The following is a 17,333-nucleotide window of genomic DNA, read 5'->3' as shown; positions in this document are numbered from 1 at the left end:
TCGAGTACTGCTCCGAGGAGCGGGCGCGGTCAGGCGCGGCGCCGTACGCGCAACGGCGTGTAGACGAGCAGCGCCGCGAGGAACGCCACCGGGTAGGCGAGGTCGGCGCCGTGCAGGGCCCGCGCGACCGGGCCCACATACAGGCTGGTGCTCATGAACGGCACCGCTACGGCGAAACCGACGAGGAAGGCCGTGGGAGCCGGCCACCACGGCTGCGCCTCCTCCGCCGTCAGGTCGACGGGGCGGCCGCCGCGCGCCCGCTTGCGGGCCACCCAGTCGACGATCACGATCGCGACGAACGCCGGGATCCAGTAGCCGACGAACAGCAGCACGTTCTGGAAGCGGGCGGTGGTGTCGGCGGCGTGCATCCAGAGCACCAGCGGGAAACCGAGCACCGCGGCGAGCGCGGCGGCGACCGGCCGCGGCAGCCGCACGCCGACGGTCTGCAGCGCCAGCGATCCGCTGTAGTCGTTCATGGCGTTGCTGCACAGCGCCGCGAGAGCGACGGCGAGGAGTCCGAACGCGCCGAGCGCGCCGCCCCCGAGCAGCCGGTCCACGCCACGGGCGGTCTGGTCGGTGAACTGCGCGGCGCCCCACAGGCCGAGCGCCTGCACCGCGACGAAGGACACGCCGACACCGAGCAGGGTGTACCAGAACATGCGCGGACGGGACGCCGTCCGTGGCAGGTAGCGGCTGAAGTCGCTGGCGTAGGGGGCCCACGAGAGGGCGAGGCTCAGCGCGACGGTGCAGGTCAGCACGAACGCGCCCGCCCGGTCGGCGCCGTGCGCGGTCGCGGCCGTCGCGGGCTGGGTGCCGTGCGTGAGCTTCACCGCCAACGCGACGAGCGAGGCGGCGAGCGCGAAGGTCATCACCGTCTGCAGGCGGTGGATCGCCTCGTAACCGATCACGCCCAGCGCCCCCTGGGCCGCCAGCATCACCAGGACACCCAACCAGAACGGCCAGCCGAACAGTTGGGCCAGCGCGTCCCCGCCGAACAGACCGATCAGCGCGTCCCAGGCGATGGACGACAGCCACTGCAGGGCGCCCGGCAGAGCGACGGCCCGTCCGAAGGCCAGCCTCGCCAGCGGCAGCTGGCCCGCCCCGGTCTGGCTGCCCCAGGTCCCCAGGTAGGCCGTGGGCACGGCGCCGAGCAGGGTGCCGAGCACCACGGCGAGCAGCGCGGTGGCGAAGTCCAGTCCGAGGGCCGCTCCGACGGTGCCGGTGAACACGCCGGTCATGGTCAGGTTGGGGGCGAACCACACGGTGAACAGCCGCCGGGGGCTGCCGTAGCGAGCGTCCTCGGGCACCGGCGTGATGCCGCGCGCCTCCACCCGCAGGTCCCCGGGGGCCGTCGGCATCCGGCCGTCGAAGACGCCCCGCGCTTCGGCGACGGTCGTCTCTTCATGGGCATACGGCAACGACATACGACATCCCTCCGCCAGTCCTAACTGGTTCAGGTTCAACGGGTGTGATCTCAGCCCCCGTGCGGGGGCACCCCGTGTCCAGGTACGCCGGCCAGAATAGCCCGTTCCGGTGACCGGTTCCGGCCAGGGCCGGGGCGGGAGGATCTGTCGCACCGCGTGACCGCGTGACTTCGGAATCGGTACCAGGGCGTCGGCGGTTTCGCTGCGAGGACCCGGCTCGACCCCGGCAGGGCGGTCAGGGCGAACGCCCACGGATACCCCGAACGCTCCGCCACGAGCCCGGCGCCCGCGGCGCCGGCCTGCCCCGGCTCCGGGTGTGGCGTCAGCCGGCGGTGTCGGGGTTTCGGTTGCGGTCGATGAGGACGGCGAACGCGTCGAGGATGCGGCGCAGGCCGAACGCGTAGGTGTGGTCGGGGTCGTAGGCGGTGCCGTGTGCGGTGCCTGACGCCGTGCCGACGCGGACGGCCGTCGGGTAGGCGTTCGCGTCGAGGACCCGGGCGAGCAGCGGGGCGTTGACCTGCCACCACTGCTGGGCGCTCATGGCGCTGTCGTGGCGGGCGGATCGGGCGTCGGCGGCGGCGCGGGCTGATGCCTGTACGAAGGTGAGCAGGTGGTTCAGGCAGTCGTCCAGCTGCAGGTCGCTGAGCCCGAGGCCCTCGAACGCGGAGAGCTCGTGCTCGTACTTCCCCATCAGTCCCGGTCCCAGCGGGGGCCTGGAGGTGGAGACGGCCGCGGCCCAGGGGTGGCGTTCGAAAAGTGCTCTGTTCTCGTCGGCGACGGCGGTGACGCGCTGCTGCCAGGACAGCCCGGCCGTGTCCGGTCGGGGCATGCGGGCGTAGGCGGCATCCAGCATGAGGTCGAGAAGTTCGGCCTTGGCCGGCACGTAGGTGTAGAGCGTCATCGGTACCACGCCGAGTTCCTTCGCCACGCGGCGCATCGTCACGGCGTCCAGGCCCTCGTTGTCGGCGATGGCGGTGGCCGCCTCGACCACCGTGTCGATACTCAGCCCGCGCCGCGGCCCGCGGCCGCCCGCAGGGGCGAGGTCACGCCACAGCAGTTGCAGTGTGCGGGCCGGGTCGCCCGCGCTCGTTCGTTCTGTCGGCACGGGGCAAGTCTCTCCCACCGATTCGGCGTACAATGTACAATGTACATTGTACTGCGTACAGAGAATCGAGCCGAGGGAGCACCAGTGAAGATCACCTCCAGTGCCGTGTCGCTCAACGTCGAGGATGTCGAGGCCTCCAGTGCCTTCCTGCAGCGACATTTCGGGTTTCGCGAGGAGATGGCCGCCGACGGCTTCGCGTCCCTCGGCCGCGACGACGCGGGGATGAACGTCATCTTCCTGCGCCGGGGACTGGACACCCTCCCGGCGGACCAGCGCGACGACCACGCCGCCGGCCTCATCCTCGCCTTCACCGTCGACCACCTGGAAGACGAACTGGAGCGCCTGCGCGCCGAAGGCGTCACGATCACCATGCCCATGACGGAGGAAGAGTGGGGCGAGCGCGCGTTCCAAGTGCGCGATCCGAACGGCGTGATCGTCCAGCTGGTCGACTGGAACGCCGCCTCCGCCCGGTGAGACATCTGCGGCGCCGCGCCCGGGCCCATGCCGAAGACGCCCGGCCACTTTCCGAGAGACAACCCTCGTCGATGAGCGGGAATCCATAGTCGAGCCGATAGCATGTCAAACGGCTCGAGATGGAACGCGCCGTGGATCGCGAGCAGAGCGACGGGGAGTCCCGTGGTCTGACCGGCCTGAAGTCGTGGGGCGAACTGGCACACTGAACGCACCGGAGTCCTGCAAGTGGAGTTTTCAAACGCACTGACGCAGCTCTCGAGGATGCAGAAGCCTGCGCGGGGGATTTCGATCTACTCCCGGTTCGTCAATCGGCCGGCGGGAAAGCTGCTCGCGGCGACGGCACACTGTCTCGGTCTTTCACCGGACCACGTGACCGTCGTGAGCGGTCTGGTGACCCTTTCCGCCATCACGGCGATCGCCCTTCACCCGCCTACCGATGTGTTGGGAGGCTGTGTCGCTCTCGCCTTGCTCGGCGGTTACGCTCTCGACTCCGCGGACGGTCAGCTGGCGCGCTTGAACCGATCTGCCAGTCCGCGAGGAGAGTGGATAGATCATGTGATGGACTGCGCGAAACTACTGGGAATTCATGCGGCGGTACTGATCTCGTTCTACCGTTTCGCCGACCTGAGATTTCCCGCTCTCCTGCTCACTCCGATCATCTTCCAATTCGCTTCCCTGGTGTTATTCTTCGGGGGCATTCTGGCGGAGCAGCTGAAGAAGCGGGAAGCGGGCGTACGCCTCCGTCCGGTGTCACCCGCCTCCGTCACCCGTGGCGTCGCACTCCTGCCCGTGGATTACGGTCTGCTGTGCTTCATCTTCTTGTTCCTCGGAAGCCAGAAGACTTTCATCGTCCTCTATCTGACTCTGCTGGCGGCATACGCGGTGCTCGTCCCGGCTTTCCTGGCCAAGTGGTTCCGGGAACTCTCCTGAGCGTCGGAGTGCCGCCATGTGACAAGTGAGGCCCGGGTCATGGCGGTCCGGGCCTCGTCCATGTCTACGGGCAGTGCTCGCCATACTTGACCGCGTTCAGCGTGACCGGCTGCCCGGCCGGCTTCGTCCCGGCGGCCGGCTTCTGCGTGCACACCTGCCAGTTCGATTCGAGCAGCACCATCCGGCCGGCCCCGGTCGCGTCGTTCACGGTGATCGAGGTGCTGGAGTCGAGGGCGTCCCGGGCGGCCTTGACGCTCTTGCCGTGAAAATCGGGCATCTCCCCGCCGGCCGCAGAGGGGGCGGCCTGGTCGTGTGCCGGGCAGGTCTCGGCCAGCTTGACCGCGCCGAAGTCCAGTTCGGAGTTCGTCGCCGCGACGGTGCCGGCCTTGAGGTTCTGGGAACAGACCTTCCAGTCGCGGTCGAGGATCTGCATGCGGTCGCGGCCGAGGGAGTCGTGTGACTTCAGGCGGTAGAACCCGGCGCTCTGAGCGGCGTCCTGGGCGGACTGCAGGCCCATGCCGACGAACTTCGGGACGGTCTTCTTGGTGACGGTTCCGTCCTTGCCCCCGCTGGTGCCGGTGCCGGCCGTCGCGGTGGAGGTGCTGCCGCTGTTGTCCGTCGCGGTGGTGGATTTGCAGGCGGTGGCCGTGCTCAGGACGGCGATGGCGGCGGCGGTGCAGGCGAGCGTTCTGCGATTCATGGTCCCCCCTTGTGCGGGTGTTGCCTGAGGGGCGAGCGTACGGCGACCGTGTGGACGATGGGGGCGCGCGACGGGGCTGTGACCGGATCGGGTGATGTGCGAGGAGCAGCCCCGACGGGCGGGCCGGTGGGGCGTTTTCAGGTGATGCGCAGGTTGGCCATCATGCCCATGTCCTCGTGTTCGGCGTTGTGGCAGTGGAAGAGGTAGCGACCTCGGTATGCGTCGAAGCGGGTGATGATTTCCGCTGACTCTCCGGGGCGTAGGGAGATGGTGTCCTTGAGGCCGGCGTCGTGGGGGAGGGGCGGGCGCCCGTCGCGAGAGAGGATCCGGTAGCCCGTCACGTGCAGGTGTACGGGGTGGTGGACATCGGCGATGAGCCGCCACACCTCCGTGTCGCCGAGGCGTGTGGTGACGTCCGCGCGAGCCGGGTCGAAGGGCAGCCCGCCGATCAGCCAGCCCCGGCCGCCGTGCATCCGGCCGGCCCGGAAGGCGAACTCCCGGACCCGGGTGACCTGTGAGCGGCGCCAGTGCGGCAGATCGGTGGCCAGGATCTTGGGCACCCGGCTGTCGTCGACGGCGCGGCGTGTGATGCGGAAGGCCATGATCTCGCGGGTGCGGCCGGACCCCAGCCGGTTGAGGAGGCGGACAGTGCGGCCGACCGGCTGGTCGGAGAAGTCGACGACCACGTCGTAGCGTTCGGCCGGGGCGACCGGCAGGCGGTGGTGTGTGACGGGGGCGCCGAGCAGGCCTTGGTCTGCGCCGACCTGGACGAGATCGAGCCTGCGCCCGTCGTCCGCCACCGCCTCCAGGTCGTAGTGGCGGGCGTTGGAGGCGTTGAGGATGCGCAACCGGTAGCGGGCCGTGTCCGCTTCGTGGACGGGCCAGGGCGCGCCGTTGACGAGGATGACGTCGCCGAGGACGCCGGCGGTGTAGGGCTCGCGGACGCCGGGCCGCTGTCGCAGGGTCGGGTCGAGGGAGGGGTACGCGAGGTTGCCGTCGCCGTCGAAGGCCCGGTCCGCGATCATCAGCGGGAGTTCGCGGTGGCCGGAGGGCAGGCCGAGGGCCTCTTCGGCGTCGTCACGCACGAAGTGCAGCCCGGCCAGACCGCGCCAGATCGCGGGAGCGGTGAAGTCCATCCGGTGGTCGTGGTACCAGAGCATCGTGGGTCGCTGCTCGACGGGGTAGGTGTACTGCCTGGTCAGCCGAGTCGTCACCGCCTCCGGGTCCCTCATCGGTGCGGTGGCGGGCATGCCGGGCATCCCGGGCATGGCGTGCATGTCGTGGTCGTCCTGCGGCCATCCGGCGGGCAGGACGAGGTCGGTGGGGTAGCCGTCGGATTCGGGGCGGGTGCGACCGCCGTGCAGGTGGACCGCCGTCGGCACCGGCAACTCGTTGCGGTGCACTACCGTGACGGGCCTGCCGCGCCGGGACTCGATGGTCGGCCCGGGGAAGGTGCCGTCGTAGGTCCACATCGGCGTCCGCATCCCGGGCAGGACTTCCAGTTCGGCGGCGCGCTGGGTGATCTCGTAGCGGTCGGTGCCGCCGGAGGTGTCGACCGGCCGCAGCACGGACGGCACGGGCAGCGGGACCTGGAAGGCGGGCGGCAGCGGCACCGCGCTGCGCAGTTCGGCGCCGGTGAGGGACGGATGGCGTGTCAGTGCTGTCGAGACCCCGAGCCCGCCGGCCGCCAGCAGCCCCAGCGCCCCGCCGATGCCCAGCACCCGGCGCCGTGTCGGGTCACCTGTCCGCACGCCGGACGGCTCACGCATGCCGTGCCTCCTTCTCCTGCCGTACCGGAGCGCGCCATACGGCGATGAACAGCACCACGAGCCCGGCCACCGTCGTCACTCCCAGCGGCAGATGCAGCCACAGTGCACCCGCCATTCCGGCGAAGTACTGCACGGTCTCGGCCGCCACCAGGGCCAGCGTCGCCAGGAACGGCCAGGCCCGGCGCAGCCGTACCCACAGGACGACGGCCACGATGAGCTGTACGTATCCCAGCGAGGTGACCACGTCGGCGTCGGCCGCATGCCAGCGCAGGCCGTCGTAGACGCCGCTGAGGTACAGGCCGGCGAACACGGGCTGCCCGGCTATGGCGATCAGATGCGCGCTGACGACGGCCCGGAATACCGCGGTGGTCATCTGGCGTCCCCTCACTTTCTCTCCTCGAAGCGGGAACACCTCTGAAGCTATGACTCCAAGCGGATGATGTCTAAGATCAATATTGCTATACCGCTATGACTGCTCAGGTATGACGACCGGACAGCGATGCAGAGAGGGGGCGGGGTGGACCTCACCACGCTCAGACAGTTCCTGGTGGTGGCGCGGCTGGAGCACCTCAGCCGTGCGGCCGGGGAACTCCGCATCGCCCAGCCGTCGTTGAGCCGCACCATCGCCAGGCTCGAGGCGGAGCTGGGCAGTCCGCTGTTCGACCGGGTCGGGCGGCTGCGGCTCAACGACGCGGGGCGGGTCTTCCGCGTCCATGTCGAGCGTGCTCTCGGTGAACTGGACGCGGGACGGCGGGCCGTGGCGGAGAGTGCGGGCGAGGGGCACGGGGTCGTACGCCTCGCCTCGGAGACGTTCCTCGCCCTGACGGGTCCGCTCGCGGCCTTCAAGCGCGCCCATCCGCAGGTCGAGATCGAGCTTCACCAGATGGCCGTCGAGGAGATGGCCCGTCGGCTGCGCGCTCAGGAGGTGGATCTGTGCGTCGCCTCGCAGCCGGTTCCCGCCGATGATCTCCACCTGGAGACCCTCCCGCTTCTCGAGGAGCCGGTGGTGCTCGCCGTACCGCTGGATCACCGGCTGGCCGGCCGCGCTTCGGTCGGCATCGACGAGCTCGCCGACGAGCCTTTCATCGCGACGCATCAGGGGCACTGGCAGAGGCGTCTGCTGGACCGGCTGTTCGCCGGACGCGGGCTGGTGCCGCGGATCGTCTGCGAGGGGGACGAGCCCGGCGCGATTCAGGAGCTGATCGGCGCGGGCCTGGGTATCGGTCTCAATCCGGCCTTCGCACGCCGCCACCTGGCTGTACGCGTCCCTGTCACGTGGGTCGACATCGACAGCCCCGACTGCCGCCGGACCGTCACGCTCGTCCGGCCCGCCGCGGGGCATTTGTCGGCCGGAGCCCGGATGATGCGCGACGCAATCGCCGGCTGGGACTGGGACGGCGGGGCGCCGGCCGCATGACGACGCGTCCGGTGGGCGGCCTCCCCGGCGGCAGGGTCCTGCGACGGCGTCGGCTGCCGTGACGCCTTCGGTCCCCGTCCGGTCGGTGAGTCGGTGCCTGTGCCGTATCCGGTACCTGATGTTTCGTCAGGAACCGGAAACCAGGCGGCGAGCAGGCTGTCGTACGGGCTGCGGCCGCCGGGTGGCGACCGGCAGGGAGCGGCGGCTTCACGGGCCCTGCCGGCCGGCGGCAGCGAGGTGGGTACGGCTGGTGGATCAGGCGGTGCGGGCGCGCTGGGTGATCACGATGCAGGTGAGGACGACGGCAGCGGTCAGGGGGACGGCGGCCGTGACGTGTTCGCCCAGGAGCAGCACCGCCCAGACCAGCGTGAGGAGGGGCTGTGCGAGCTGGAGTTGGCTGGCCCGGGCGACTCCGATCAGACCCATGCCCTTGTACCAGACGACGAATCCGCCGAACTGGGAGATGGCGGCGATGTAGGCCATGCCGGTGAGGGCCTTGGCGGTGAGATGGACGGGTTCGTGGGGGAGGGCCCACAGGCAGACGGCGAGGTTGACGGGAGCGGCGAGGACCACGCCCCAGGCGATGACCCGCCAGCCGGGCATGCGGGCCGACAGGCGCCCGCCGAATGCGTAGCCCGCGGCGCAGACCAGGAGAGCACCGAAGAGGTAGAGGTCGGCAGTGGTCGGCCGACCGTGGTTCTGGGTGAGGGTGAAGGCGACGACGGTGGCCGCTCCCAGGCCGGCCGCGGCCCAGAACACCTTGGAGGGGCTGCGCCGGGTGATGAGCGCCGAGAGTGCGGCTGTGGTCATGGGCAGCGCGCCGATGACGACCGCGGAGTGGGCGGTGGAGGAGGTCTGCAGCGCGAGAGTGGTCAGCAGCGGGAAGCCGACCGCGCAGCCGCCCGCCACGACGGCGAGCGCCGGCCAGTCCCCGCGCGACGGCAGCGGCGCCCGGGTCAGGAGCAGCGCGGCCAGCGCGATGACGGCGGCCAGGACGCCGCGCACCCCGATGGCGCTCCAGGGGCCGAATCCGTCGAGCGCCCACACGGTTCCGGGGAAGCTGAAGGAGAAGCCGGCCACGCCGAGCGCGGCGTAGAGGGTGCCGGTGGAGAAGGCCGGTGTGGTGAGGGGGGCGAGGGAGCCCTGCTGGGTGGTCATGACCGTCCGTTCGTGGTGCTGAGGTGGGGGAGGCGGTGGAGCCGCGTGCCGATGGCGCGGGCGAAGCGGGTGGCGGAGGCCGGTGCGAAGGGCATGCTCAACGACGGTTCGCACAGCTCCAGTTCGAGGACGAGGGGCTTTCCGTCGGTGCCGCGGATGAGGTCGACGCGGCCGTAGAGGAGCGGCTCGCGCAGTTCGAGGTGAGCGGCCGCCGCGTCCAGGGCGGCGGCGGCCACGGCGCGTTCGTCGTCTGTGGCTTCGCGTGCCGAGCGGGCGTCCTGGGTTGGTTCCTTGACCGTTCCGTCGGCGAGCAGCAGCGCGTGTTTCCTGATGGCGTGGCTGTAGGTGCCGGCGAAGTGGATGAGATCGCCCTCCCCGTGGGTGTCGATGGCGTCGAGGTAGGGCTGGAGGATGACGTGGCGGCCCTCGCCGAGGAGTTCGGCGAGGTAGGCGGCGGCTTGGGGAAGTTGGGTACGGGCGAAGCGGCGCACGTGACGGGAGTAGGCCCCGATCGTGGGCTTGACCACGATCTCGGCGGCCTGGTCGTGCCCGGCGAGGAAGGCGCGCAGTGCGGCTTCGGGATCGGCGCCGGGGGCCACGAAGCCGCTCGGTACGACCGGTACGCCGGCCGCGGCGAGGTCGGCGAGGTAATGCTTGTCCAGGTTCCACCGCACCACCGGCAGCGGATTGAACAGGGACGTGACGTCGCTGACGTACTCGCACCAGTCGAGGAACTCCTGGAGTCTGTCGGTGTAGCTCCAGGGAGAGCGCAGCAGGACGGCGTCGAAGCGGTCCCAGGCGATGTCAGGGTCTCGCCAGGAACAGATCTCGGCCTCGACGCCGGCCTCTTGCAGGGCGTCGAGCAGCAGCGGCATGTCGTAGTCGATGGCGATGCTGGTCTCGTCGGTGACCAGTGCCAGTTGGCTGCCCATCGGGCGACTCCAAGGGAAAGGGGAGGGTGATACGGAGCGGGATGGTCACCAGGGGATGGTCTGTCCTTGGTGGGTGTAGGTGCCGGTGGGGCCGTCGTCGTCGAGCAGGGCCATCGCCACGCTGGTGCTCGCGCCTTCACTGACATCGAGGTCGCCCGCGCCGTCGTTCATGCCGGTCCTGGTGTAGCCCGGGTGCACGGCATTGACCTTGATGGGGGTGCCGCGCAGTTCGTACGCCAAATGGACGGTCCAGGAGTTCAGCGCGCTCTTGGAGGCGCTGTAGGCCGGGAGCGACTTGAACATCGGGCTGTAGGCGTAGGAGTCCGGGTCGTCGTGTGTGGTCACCGAGCCGAGCAGGCTGGAGACGTTGACGATGCGCCCGGCCGCGGACCTGCGCAGCAGCGGCAGGAATGCCTGGGTCACTTCGACGACGCCGAACAGGTTGGTGTCGAACGTTGCGCGCCACTGTGCGAGCGGCTGCTGGGAGGGCTGCTTTCCGTACTCCTCGATCCGTATGGCCGCGTTGTTGACCAGGATGTCGAGGCGGCCATGGTCGCGCTCGACGTCCGCGACGGCGGCGCGGATGCCGGCGGGGTCGGTGACGTCGAGGGCCAGAGGGTCGACGGAAAGGCCGTCCTGGCGCAGGTGCTTGGCGGCTTGGGTGACTGCTTCGCGGTTGCGGCCCGCGAGCAGCACCTGGACACCGGCGCCGGCGAGACGGCGCGCGGTCTCATGCCCGAGACCCCGGTTGGCGCCGGTGACGAGGGCGAGTGGGGGCGGGGAGTGGTTCATGCGGCTCTCCAGAAGCGGAAAAGGATGAGGAGGAAGGAGGGTGGGGCGACAGGTAGTGGGACCTGAGGCGGCGAGGGGCGAGGCCGTGCGGCGCCGTACGCGGCGTTCCGGCTAGAGCTCCGCCAGGAATTTCGCCACGTGGGTTCCGAACCGGGCGGTGTCGGTCAGGAAGGCGTCGTGGCCCTGTGGCGAATCGAGTTCCGCGAAGGCGACGTCCGTGCCGCCGGCGGCGAGTCCGTCGGCGATCTGCCGCTGCTGGGGCAGCGGGAACAGCACGTCGCTTCGCACCCCCATCACCAGTGCCTTCTCGACATCGAGGCGCGAGAGCGCTTCGTCGGTCGTGGTGGCGCAGGACTCGCCCAGGTCGAACCGGTCCATGCAGCGGCTGAGGAACAGGTAGCTGTTGGGGTCGAAGCGGTCCGCGAAGCGACGGGCGTGGCGCTCCAGGTAGTCCTCCACCTGGAACTCGTGGCCGAAGGGCCCGTCGTCCGTGGTGCGGTGGCCGGGGGCGATGCGTGTCCGGCCGAAGCGGCTGTCCCACTCGGTCGCCGACCGGTAGGTGATCATGCCGAGTTTGCGTGCGGTGAACATGCCTCGGCGCGGGTAGAGCTGCTCGTCGTACCAGCCTCCGTTGTAGTGCGGGTCGCAGCGGATCGCTTCGCGCTGCAGGGAGCGGATGGCTATGGCGAAGGGCAGTGCGCGTGCCGCGCCGCAGATGTTGATGTGGCCGTGGGCCAGGCCGGGGTGGCGCGCGAGGAGGGACAGCGCGCTCATGCCGCCCATGGAGGTGCCGATCAGACACGCCAGCTGCTCGATACCGAGGGCGCGGACGGTGTGGGCGGCGGCGTCGGCGATGTCCTCCATCGACAGTTCGGGGAAGGCGGGGCCGTAGGGCCGGCCGGTGGCGGGGTCGGGGGAGGCGGGCCCGGTCGACCCCTTGCAACTGCCCAGTGAGTTCAGGCAGATCACGTACCAGCGGTCGGTGTCGATGAAGCGGCCGGGGCCGACCATCGTCTCCCACCAGCCGGGGGTGGCGTCCGCCGGGTGGGAGGCGGCGTGGGCGTCGGGGGAGAGGCCGGTGAGGATCAGGACCGCGTTGTCGCGCTCGGGACCGAGCCGTCCGACGGTCTCGTACGCGATACGGGCGCCGGTGAGTGTGCCGCCCCGGTGCAGGGCGAAGGGGGTGGGGAGGTCGGCGAAACGGGCCGCGGGAGGGATGAATTCCCTCATGTGTCTGTTTCCTGCCGGTGCCGCTGCCGGTTCCGGTGCCGCTGCCGCTGCCGGTGCCAGTGCCAGTGCCGGATGGCTGGTGCGCCGCGCGTGCGAAGGGGGTGCCGCAGGGGCGCGACCCGCCTTCCGCGGTTTCACGACTCGCCGCCCGCCGTGCCGAGCGAGGCCAGCCACTCCTCGTCCGAGCCCTCCACCATGCCTTCGGTGAGGAAGGTGGACAGGTAGCGTTCGCCCGTGTCCGGAAGCATGGCGAGCAGGACGGACCCGGCAGGCGCGCTCTCGGCGACGCGCAGCGCGGTCGCCAGGGTGGCTCCGGCGGAGATGCCGGTGAAGATGCCCTCCTCGGCGGCGAGCCGGCGTGCGGTGTCGCGCCCCACGATCTCGTCGATGCCCACCAGTTCGTCGATGACGCTCTTGTCGAGCACGCTGGGTACGAAGTCGGGCGCCCAGCCCTGGATGCGGTGGACGTTCCACTGCCGGCCGGCCAGGACGGCCGCGTTGTCCGGCTCGGCGGCGATGATCCGCACCTCGGGCCGCGCGGTCTTGAGCATCTGGCCGACGCCCGTCAGGGTGCCGCTGGTGCCGAATCCGGTGACGAAGTAGTCCAGCCGCTTGCCCGCGAAGTCGGCGAGGATCTCCGAGGCGGTGGTCTCGCGGTGGTAGGCGGGGTTGGCGGGGTTGTCGAACTGCCGGGCCCTGAACCAGCCGTGCCGGGCGGCGAGTTCGTCGGCGATCTTGTTGCCGCCGCTGCTGCCGAGGTGCCCGGGGAAGAGGATCACCTTGCCGCCGTAGGCCCTGATCAGCTTGCGGCGTTCAGCGGAGTAGGTGTCGCCCATGACGGCCACGAAGCGGTAGCCACGGGCCGCGGCGACCATCGCCAGGGCGATCCCGACGTTACCGGAGGTGCACTCGACGATGGTGTCGCCGGGCTTGAGCAGGCCCTTGGCCTCGGCGTCGAGGACGACGGACAGGGCGAGCCGGTCCTTCACCGAGCCGCCGGGGTTGAACGACTCGACCTTGACATAGACGGTCGTGTGGGCGGGCGCCATCCGGTGCAGCCGGACGATGGGGGTGCGGCCGACGGTGTCGAGAATGCTGTCGTACAGAGGCATCGTGGTTCTTCTTTCTTCTCAGGCCCGGGCGGCCGGTTCGGTTTCGAAGACAGGGGCGACCATGGCGAGGATCGTTTCGACCGCCCGGGCGCTGAGCTCGTCGTCCAGCGGGGCGTTGAACTCGGCCAGTTCGACACCGCGCAGCTGCGCCGCCGGGAGCGCGTCGAAGATCGCCCTGATCTGCTCGGGCAGCAGACCGTCCGGCACCGTGTAGTCGGCCGGCACGTGTCCCGGCTCCAGCACGTCCCAGTCGATGTGCACCCAGACCGGACGGTCGCCGACAGCCTCCAGGACGGTGGCCGCCGTCGTCTCGGCCGGAGGGATGACCCGCACACCGTGCTGGGCGATCAGCGCGGCCTCGGCCTCGTCGATGTCACGCGACCCGACGAGCACCGCCTGTGCGGGGCGCAGACCGGCGCCGTGGCCGCTGTCCCACAGCCCGCACACCCCGGCCAGGACCATTCCGCCCAGGTAGCCGGTGTCCGTCGTCTCGGGCGTGTTGAAGTCGCCGTGTCCGTCGATGTAGAGCACCACGGCATCCGGGTGCTCCCGGGCGACGACCGGCAGCGTCCCCAGGCTGGCCGAGCAGGTGTTGGAGATGAGGACGGTGCGGCTGCCGCGCGCGATGCTGCCGGCGACCGCGTCACGCAGCCCGGTCAGTGTCCGCCTCGCCTGCGGAAGGCTGACGCTCCAGTCGTCCTGGGCGGCCGGCGCGCTCTCGCCGACGAAGCGTGCGTCCAGGCCGTAGCGCTCCTGAAGGGCCCGTGCGATACGGGCGGCGCCCTCGATCATCCTGGGCTCCCGGTCGGCCACCCGGCCCTGGGACACGATGAGTTCGATCATGGGTGTGGATCTCCTTCTACTCAGACGGCCGGCCGGGGCCGGAAAGGGCAACTGCCGCCTCGCTCGGCGTTCTCGTCGATGAGTCCGTACTGGAACCATTCGAGTGCTCCGGTGCCGTAGGAGCCGAGCTGCGGTGAGTGCGGCATTCCGTCGTAACGGTGGATCCGCTCACGGATGTTCGCGCGGACCTTCCGGCCGCTCGGTGTCTCACCGGCGAACACGTCGAAGCGTTCCCGCGGATTCACGACCAGCGTGAAACGGCTGCCGAGATTACGGCTGCGGCGATTGCGGTGCGCGGGAGAACTCATGTTGAAGAACAGTGGCATTCCGTTGAAACACATGGACCAGGACTCGGTATCCGGGTCATCGCCGATGCCCGCCGGCCAGGGATCGGGATCGGCATGGTGCAACTCCTGCAGCACCCGCCAGCCGAATGCGTGGTAGTCCGCCACGGTGCTCGCGTCCGCCGCGTCCTGCGCGAACACCGCGACCAGCGGATACGCGCTGTTCAGCTGCCCGTCCCAGGCTCTGGACAGCTCCACGTACTCGGTGAGGGCCTGCGCCAGGTGCCTGATACCGCGGCTCCCGGCGTCCTCCACGAAGACCAGCTTGAGCAGTTGCTTCCGGTAGGCGTTCCGGGAGAACACACAGGGGAAACCGGGATCGGTGAGATACGAGGCGATCTCATCGAATGCTGCCCGATGCCACTCCTCTCCGTCTTCGAGGACGTGTGTCTGGGAGATCAGCCTCGTGGTCTGCTGCGACCTTTCCACCTGAGCATCCTTTTCTACGTGGTCCTTGCCGCCGCACCGTTGCCTCTGCCGCCGGTCGGCCTTCCTCTTCTCGCGCCGTGAGACACGGACGCATCGGAGGGGGCGAGTGCGGCAATCGGACTTCGCTCTCACGGCGAACCGCTGACACGGGCGTCCGCAAGTGGGCACCATGCGTTGCCCTTTCGCGTTTCCCGGCATCCACCGGGCCGCGGCTCAGCCATCGTTGCCTGCGAATTCGGCCCGCCGCAACGCATTGCGACCAAGGGGCCAGCCGGATGTACCCCCCATACGCCGATGGTTGTATGGCGATGCACCCGAGCCCGTTCCTAGGCTGCGGCCCATGATCGATTCCGGTGCTTACCTGGGTGTCTCCCCTTCGCCTCGCGCGCTGGATCTGCGCGGGCGGACCGTGGCGGAGACGGCCCGCCTGTGCTGGTCGGAGGCGCGTCCCTCGGTGCAACTGGTGTTTCTGCTGCGGTTCGCGGTGGGCACGCTCTCGGCTCCGGAACCGCCTCACTCCCCGGGGCGGACGCTGCTCGGGATGGCGTCCTGGTGGTGCGCCGTGGTGTGCGCGTACCTGCTCAACGGCGTGACGGACGTCCACGAGGACCGGGCGAACGGCTCCCTGCGCCCGATCGCCCGCGGTGACCTGCCGGTGCGCACCGCGGCGGGAGTCACCGTCCTGCTGGCCGGCGCCGCACTGACGCTCGCGGCGCAGGCGAACGACGGTGTGCTGGGCTGGGTGGTGTGCTTCCTCCTGCTCGGCTGGGCCTACTCCGCCCCGCCGGTGCAGGCCAAGCGCTCCAGCGGGCGCTGCGCGGTGGTGGCGTTCGGTCTGGGTGCGACCTCGTACGCGGCAGGTATCTCGGCGGCGGGCTCCGGATGGACCGGGGCGGGCGTGGTGTTCGGCTGCACGATGGCGGCCTGGATGGCGCTGGTGGGAGCCCTGGTGAAGGACTTGGGTGACGCGGGCGGCGACGCGGTCGGCGGCCGGCGCACCATCGCCGTGGTGCACGGCCTCGCCGTGGCGCGGGCTTTGGCCGTGGTGTGTGCCGTACTGGTCGCTGTGGCCGGGGTGGCGGCGGCCGTCCGGTGGGCGCCGCTCGCCCTGGCGGGAGCGGTGCCGGTGGCGGTCGGGGCGGTCTGGGTCGTCGTGCGGGTGGCACGCGATTCACGGCGCGGGCGCGCCGGGCGGCACCAACGGCGTGGTGCCTACCGGGCGTTCATGGTCACGCAGTACGCGGCGAACCTGGCCATGCTGGGCACGTTCGCCGCCGCGTGAGCAGGGGGCGTCACGTGAGCGGTCACCGCTGTCGCCGTGTGCGGCTGGTCGCCGTGGAGTCGGGGCTGTGTGTGAGGGGGGCGCTTGCGGGGCGGGCCCGGAGGTCCGGGCCGCCGCCACGTCGGCCAGGTCGCGTCGAGGGCGGCCCGGCCGGGTCCGGTTCGGCGGTGGGCCAGGTCAACTCTGCTCGGGAAACGCCTTGTTGAGGGCCTGTACTCGGGAACTGGCCCCGAGCTTGCGGTAGGCGTTGTGGAGGTGACGCTTGACCGTGGCCTCGCTGATCTCCAGTCGGCGTCCTATCAGGCGGTTCGTGAGCCCGGCCCGTACCGCTTCCAGTATTTCCCGCTCCCGCAGTGTGAGGAGGCCGATGCCTTGAGCCTCCTCCGCGCCCGCGGACATTCCCGGGGCATGCTCCGCCCTTTCCGGTTCCCGGGGCCGCTGTGCCTCCTCGTATCCGCGGATTCCCTGGTAGAGGCGGCTGCCGGCGGCGGCCCGGAACGCGGTGGTGACCGTCTGCGCCGCCGTCAGCCGGTCCTCCTCCGGTACCTGGCCGACGGCCCGGGCGACCGCACCCTCCATTGCCTGCCAGAGCACCTCCGCCGCGCGTACCGACTCCGACACCGGAACCTGCTGTACGACGCGGTGGGCCCCGAGCAGCCGCGAGTACTCCCCGACACCCTGGGGCGTCACATAGCTGCCGGCCTCGAGCGCCTGCGCGCATTCGGCCACGATGCTTTCCGCCTGGTGACGGCACTGCCGCCAGATGTCCTCACGGGAGACGAGGGGACTGCCGAGCCGTCCCAGAGCGGTCCGGTACCCCTCGATGATCTCGGCAATTGCAGCACGAAGCTGCTCGGCAGCCGCCTGACGACCCACTGATGTCCCCCCATCCGGACACGCGGAACCATCGCCTGCCCGCCCAGGCAGCGCTCCCGCGGCTTTTTGAGGGGGCAAGCTAGCACCCGATCCGCGTGGCCGAAAAGAAGATCCACTACGTGGGACCGGTGATCACTTCACGTAGTCATAGCTGGTTATTGGCTCCTGGATGGAAGCAGAGCGTGACGATGGCGTCCTGAACGAGACAGGGCGATGATCTTCAAAGGGCCGGCGCTGGGCTGGGGCCGGGGTGGGCTTCGGGGGGCTCTGGACGTGACGTCGGCCATGCGAGCGGGATCACATCCTAAAGAGGGCCGTACCCCTGGACCCCCGGGAAGCGCAGCGGATGGCCCCCTCGCGGAGCATTCTGGACATTTCTCCGTAAGTGGGTAGTAGGTCACATCATTGCGTCCGCTGCGGACGGCCGCTAATCATGGCTGTCGTCGCTGCGAGCCGGAAGCCTCCGGAGCGAGCGAATCCCCTGCAAGGGTCTGCCCGCCGACAGTGGCGGGTGGC

At 70.2% G+C, this 17,333-nt stretch carries 17 protein-coding genes and 1 riboswitch; of the genes, 4 read left to right on the top strand and 13 right to left on the bottom strand.

The genetic code is table 11. The features are described 5' to 3' along the window. Positions 1–29: 29 nt before the first annotated feature. Positions 30–1,424 (bottom strand): cytosine permease, encoded by a 1,395-nt coding sequence (locus tag AB0N17_RS04430; protein WP_366009599.1) that lies wholly within the window; start codon positions 1,422–1,424, stop codon positions 30–32. Beyond that, positions 1,414–1,509: riboswitch (TPP riboswitch) on the bottom strand. (Overlaps the previous gene by 11 nt.) Before the next feature lie 237 nt (positions 1,510–1,746). Beyond that, positions 1,747–2,529: a TetR/AcrR family transcriptional regulator gene (locus AB0N17_RS04425; protein ID WP_366009598.1), complete on the bottom strand. Its 783-nt coding sequence runs from the start codon at positions 2,527–2,529 to the stop codon at positions 1,747–1,749. Between the two features lie 84 nt (positions 2,530–2,613). Here AB0N17_RS04425 and AB0N17_RS04420 point away from each other — a divergent pair, with 84 nt between their 5' ends. Both AB0N17_RS04420 and AB0N17_RS04415 read left to right on the top strand, forming a co-directional pair. Further along, positions 2,614–3,003 (top strand): VOC family protein, encoded by a 390-nt coding sequence (locus AB0N17_RS04420; protein WP_366009597.1) that lies wholly within the window; start codon positions 2,614–2,616, stop codon positions 3,001–3,003. A 261-nt stretch (positions 3,004–3,264) separates the two neighbouring features. Beyond that, a complete protein-coding gene (locus tag AB0N17_RS04415) occupies positions 3,265–3,933 on the top strand; it encodes a CDP-alcohol phosphatidyltransferase family protein (RefSeq protein WP_366009596.1) in 669 nt (222 codons plus the stop codon). Between the two features lie 64 nt (positions 3,934–3,997). Here AB0N17_RS04415 and AB0N17_RS04410 read toward each other — a convergent pair whose 3' ends face one another. From AB0N17_RS04410 to AB0N17_RS04400, 3 genes are all read right to left on the bottom strand, one after another. Then, entirely contained in the window at positions 3,998–4,633 is a 636-nt protein-coding gene (locus tag AB0N17_RS04410) for a hypothetical protein (protein ID WP_366009595.1), read from the bottom strand. Positions 4,634–4,770: 137 nt separating this feature from the next. Further along, positions 4,771–6,402, bottom strand: coding sequence for a multicopper oxidase domain-containing protein (locus tag AB0N17_RS04405; RefSeq protein WP_366009594.1), 1,632 nt, complete (start codon positions 6,400–6,402; stop codon positions 4,771–4,773). After that, the gene (locus tag AB0N17_RS04400; protein WP_366009593.1) at positions 6,395–6,775 is read right to left on the bottom strand and encodes a hypothetical protein; all 381 of its coding nucleotides are present in this window, start codon (positions 6,773–6,775) and stop codon (positions 6,395–6,397) included. Before AB0N17_RS04400 ends, AB0N17_RS04405 begins: the two co-directional genes overlap by 8 nt. 144 nt (positions 6,776–6,919) lie before the next feature. Between AB0N17_RS04400 and AB0N17_RS04395 the strand changes: the two genes are divergently transcribed. Further along, the gene (locus AB0N17_RS04395; RefSeq protein ID WP_366009592.1) at positions 6,920–7,819 is read left to right on the top strand and encodes a LysR substrate-binding domain-containing protein; all 900 of its coding nucleotides are present in this window, start codon (positions 6,920–6,922) and stop codon (positions 7,817–7,819) included. Positions 7,820–8,074: 255 nt separating this feature from the next. On the opposite strand, the gene AB0N17_RS04390 is transcribed toward AB0N17_RS04395, so the two are convergent. The 7 genes from AB0N17_RS04390 to AB0N17_RS04360 all read right to left on the bottom strand — a co-directional run bounded on the left by AB0N17_RS04390 (position 8,075) and on the right by AB0N17_RS04360 (position 14,659). Continuing rightward, positions 8,075–8,977, bottom strand: a complete 903-nt coding sequence (locus AB0N17_RS04390; protein ID WP_366009591.1) for a DMT family transporter — start codon at positions 8,975–8,977, stop codon at positions 8,075–8,077. Beyond that, positions 8,974–9,909, bottom strand: a complete 936-nt coding sequence (locus AB0N17_RS04385; RefSeq protein ID WP_366009590.1) for a hypothetical protein — start codon at positions 9,907–9,909, stop codon at positions 8,974–8,976. Before AB0N17_RS04385 ends, AB0N17_RS04390 begins: the two co-directional genes overlap by 4 nt. A gap of 45 nt (positions 9,910–9,954) precedes the next feature. Continuing rightward, complete coding sequence (locus AB0N17_RS04380) at positions 9,955–10,701, bottom strand: SDR family oxidoreductase (protein ID WP_366009589.1); 747 nt, start codon at positions 10,699–10,701, stop codon at positions 9,955–9,957. 111 nt (positions 10,702–10,812) lie between these two features. Further along, complete coding sequence (locus AB0N17_RS04375; RefSeq protein ID WP_366009588.1) at positions 10,813–11,931, bottom strand: homoserine O-acetyltransferase; 1,119 nt, start codon at positions 11,929–11,931, stop codon at positions 10,813–10,815. A gap of 134 nt (positions 11,932–12,065) precedes the next feature. Further along, positions 12,066–13,043 carry a cysteine synthase A gene (gene cysK / locus AB0N17_RS04370; RefSeq protein WP_366009587.1) on the bottom strand — a complete coding sequence of 326 codons (978 nt, stop codon included), beginning with the start codon at positions 13,041–13,043 and terminating at the stop codon, positions 12,066–12,068. An 18-nt stretch (positions 13,044–13,061) separates the two neighbouring features. Continuing rightward, positions 13,062–13,886, bottom strand: a complete 825-nt coding sequence (locus tag AB0N17_RS04365; protein WP_366009585.1) for an arginase family protein — start codon at positions 13,884–13,886, stop codon at positions 13,062–13,064. A 20-nt stretch (positions 13,887–13,906) separates the two neighbouring features. Further along, complete coding sequence (locus AB0N17_RS04360) at positions 13,907–14,659, bottom strand: YqcI/YcgG family protein (protein ID WP_366009584.1); 753 nt, start codon at positions 14,657–14,659, stop codon at positions 13,907–13,909. 340 nt (positions 14,660–14,999) lie between these two features. Between AB0N17_RS04360 and AB0N17_RS04355 the strand changes: the two genes are divergently transcribed. Further along, a complete protein-coding gene (locus AB0N17_RS04355) occupies positions 15,000–15,941 on the top strand; it encodes a UbiA family prenyltransferase (RefSeq protein WP_366009583.1) in 942 nt (313 codons plus the stop codon). 177 nt (positions 15,942–16,118) lie between these two features. Here AB0N17_RS04355 and AB0N17_RS04350 read toward each other — a convergent pair whose 3' ends face one another. Continuing rightward, entirely contained in the window at positions 16,119–16,817 is a 699-nt protein-coding gene (locus AB0N17_RS04350; RefSeq protein WP_366009582.1) for a helix-turn-helix transcriptional regulator, read from the bottom strand. Positions 16,818–17,333 lie beyond the last annotated feature (516 nt).

This window comes from Streptomyces sp. NPDC051133, assembly GCF_040682635.1.
In the GTDB taxonomy this organism is placed as follows: Bacteria; Actinomycetota; Actinomycetes; order Streptomycetales; family Streptomycetaceae; genus Streptomyces.
This window is presented reverse-complemented; position numbering and strand designations above follow the sequence as displayed.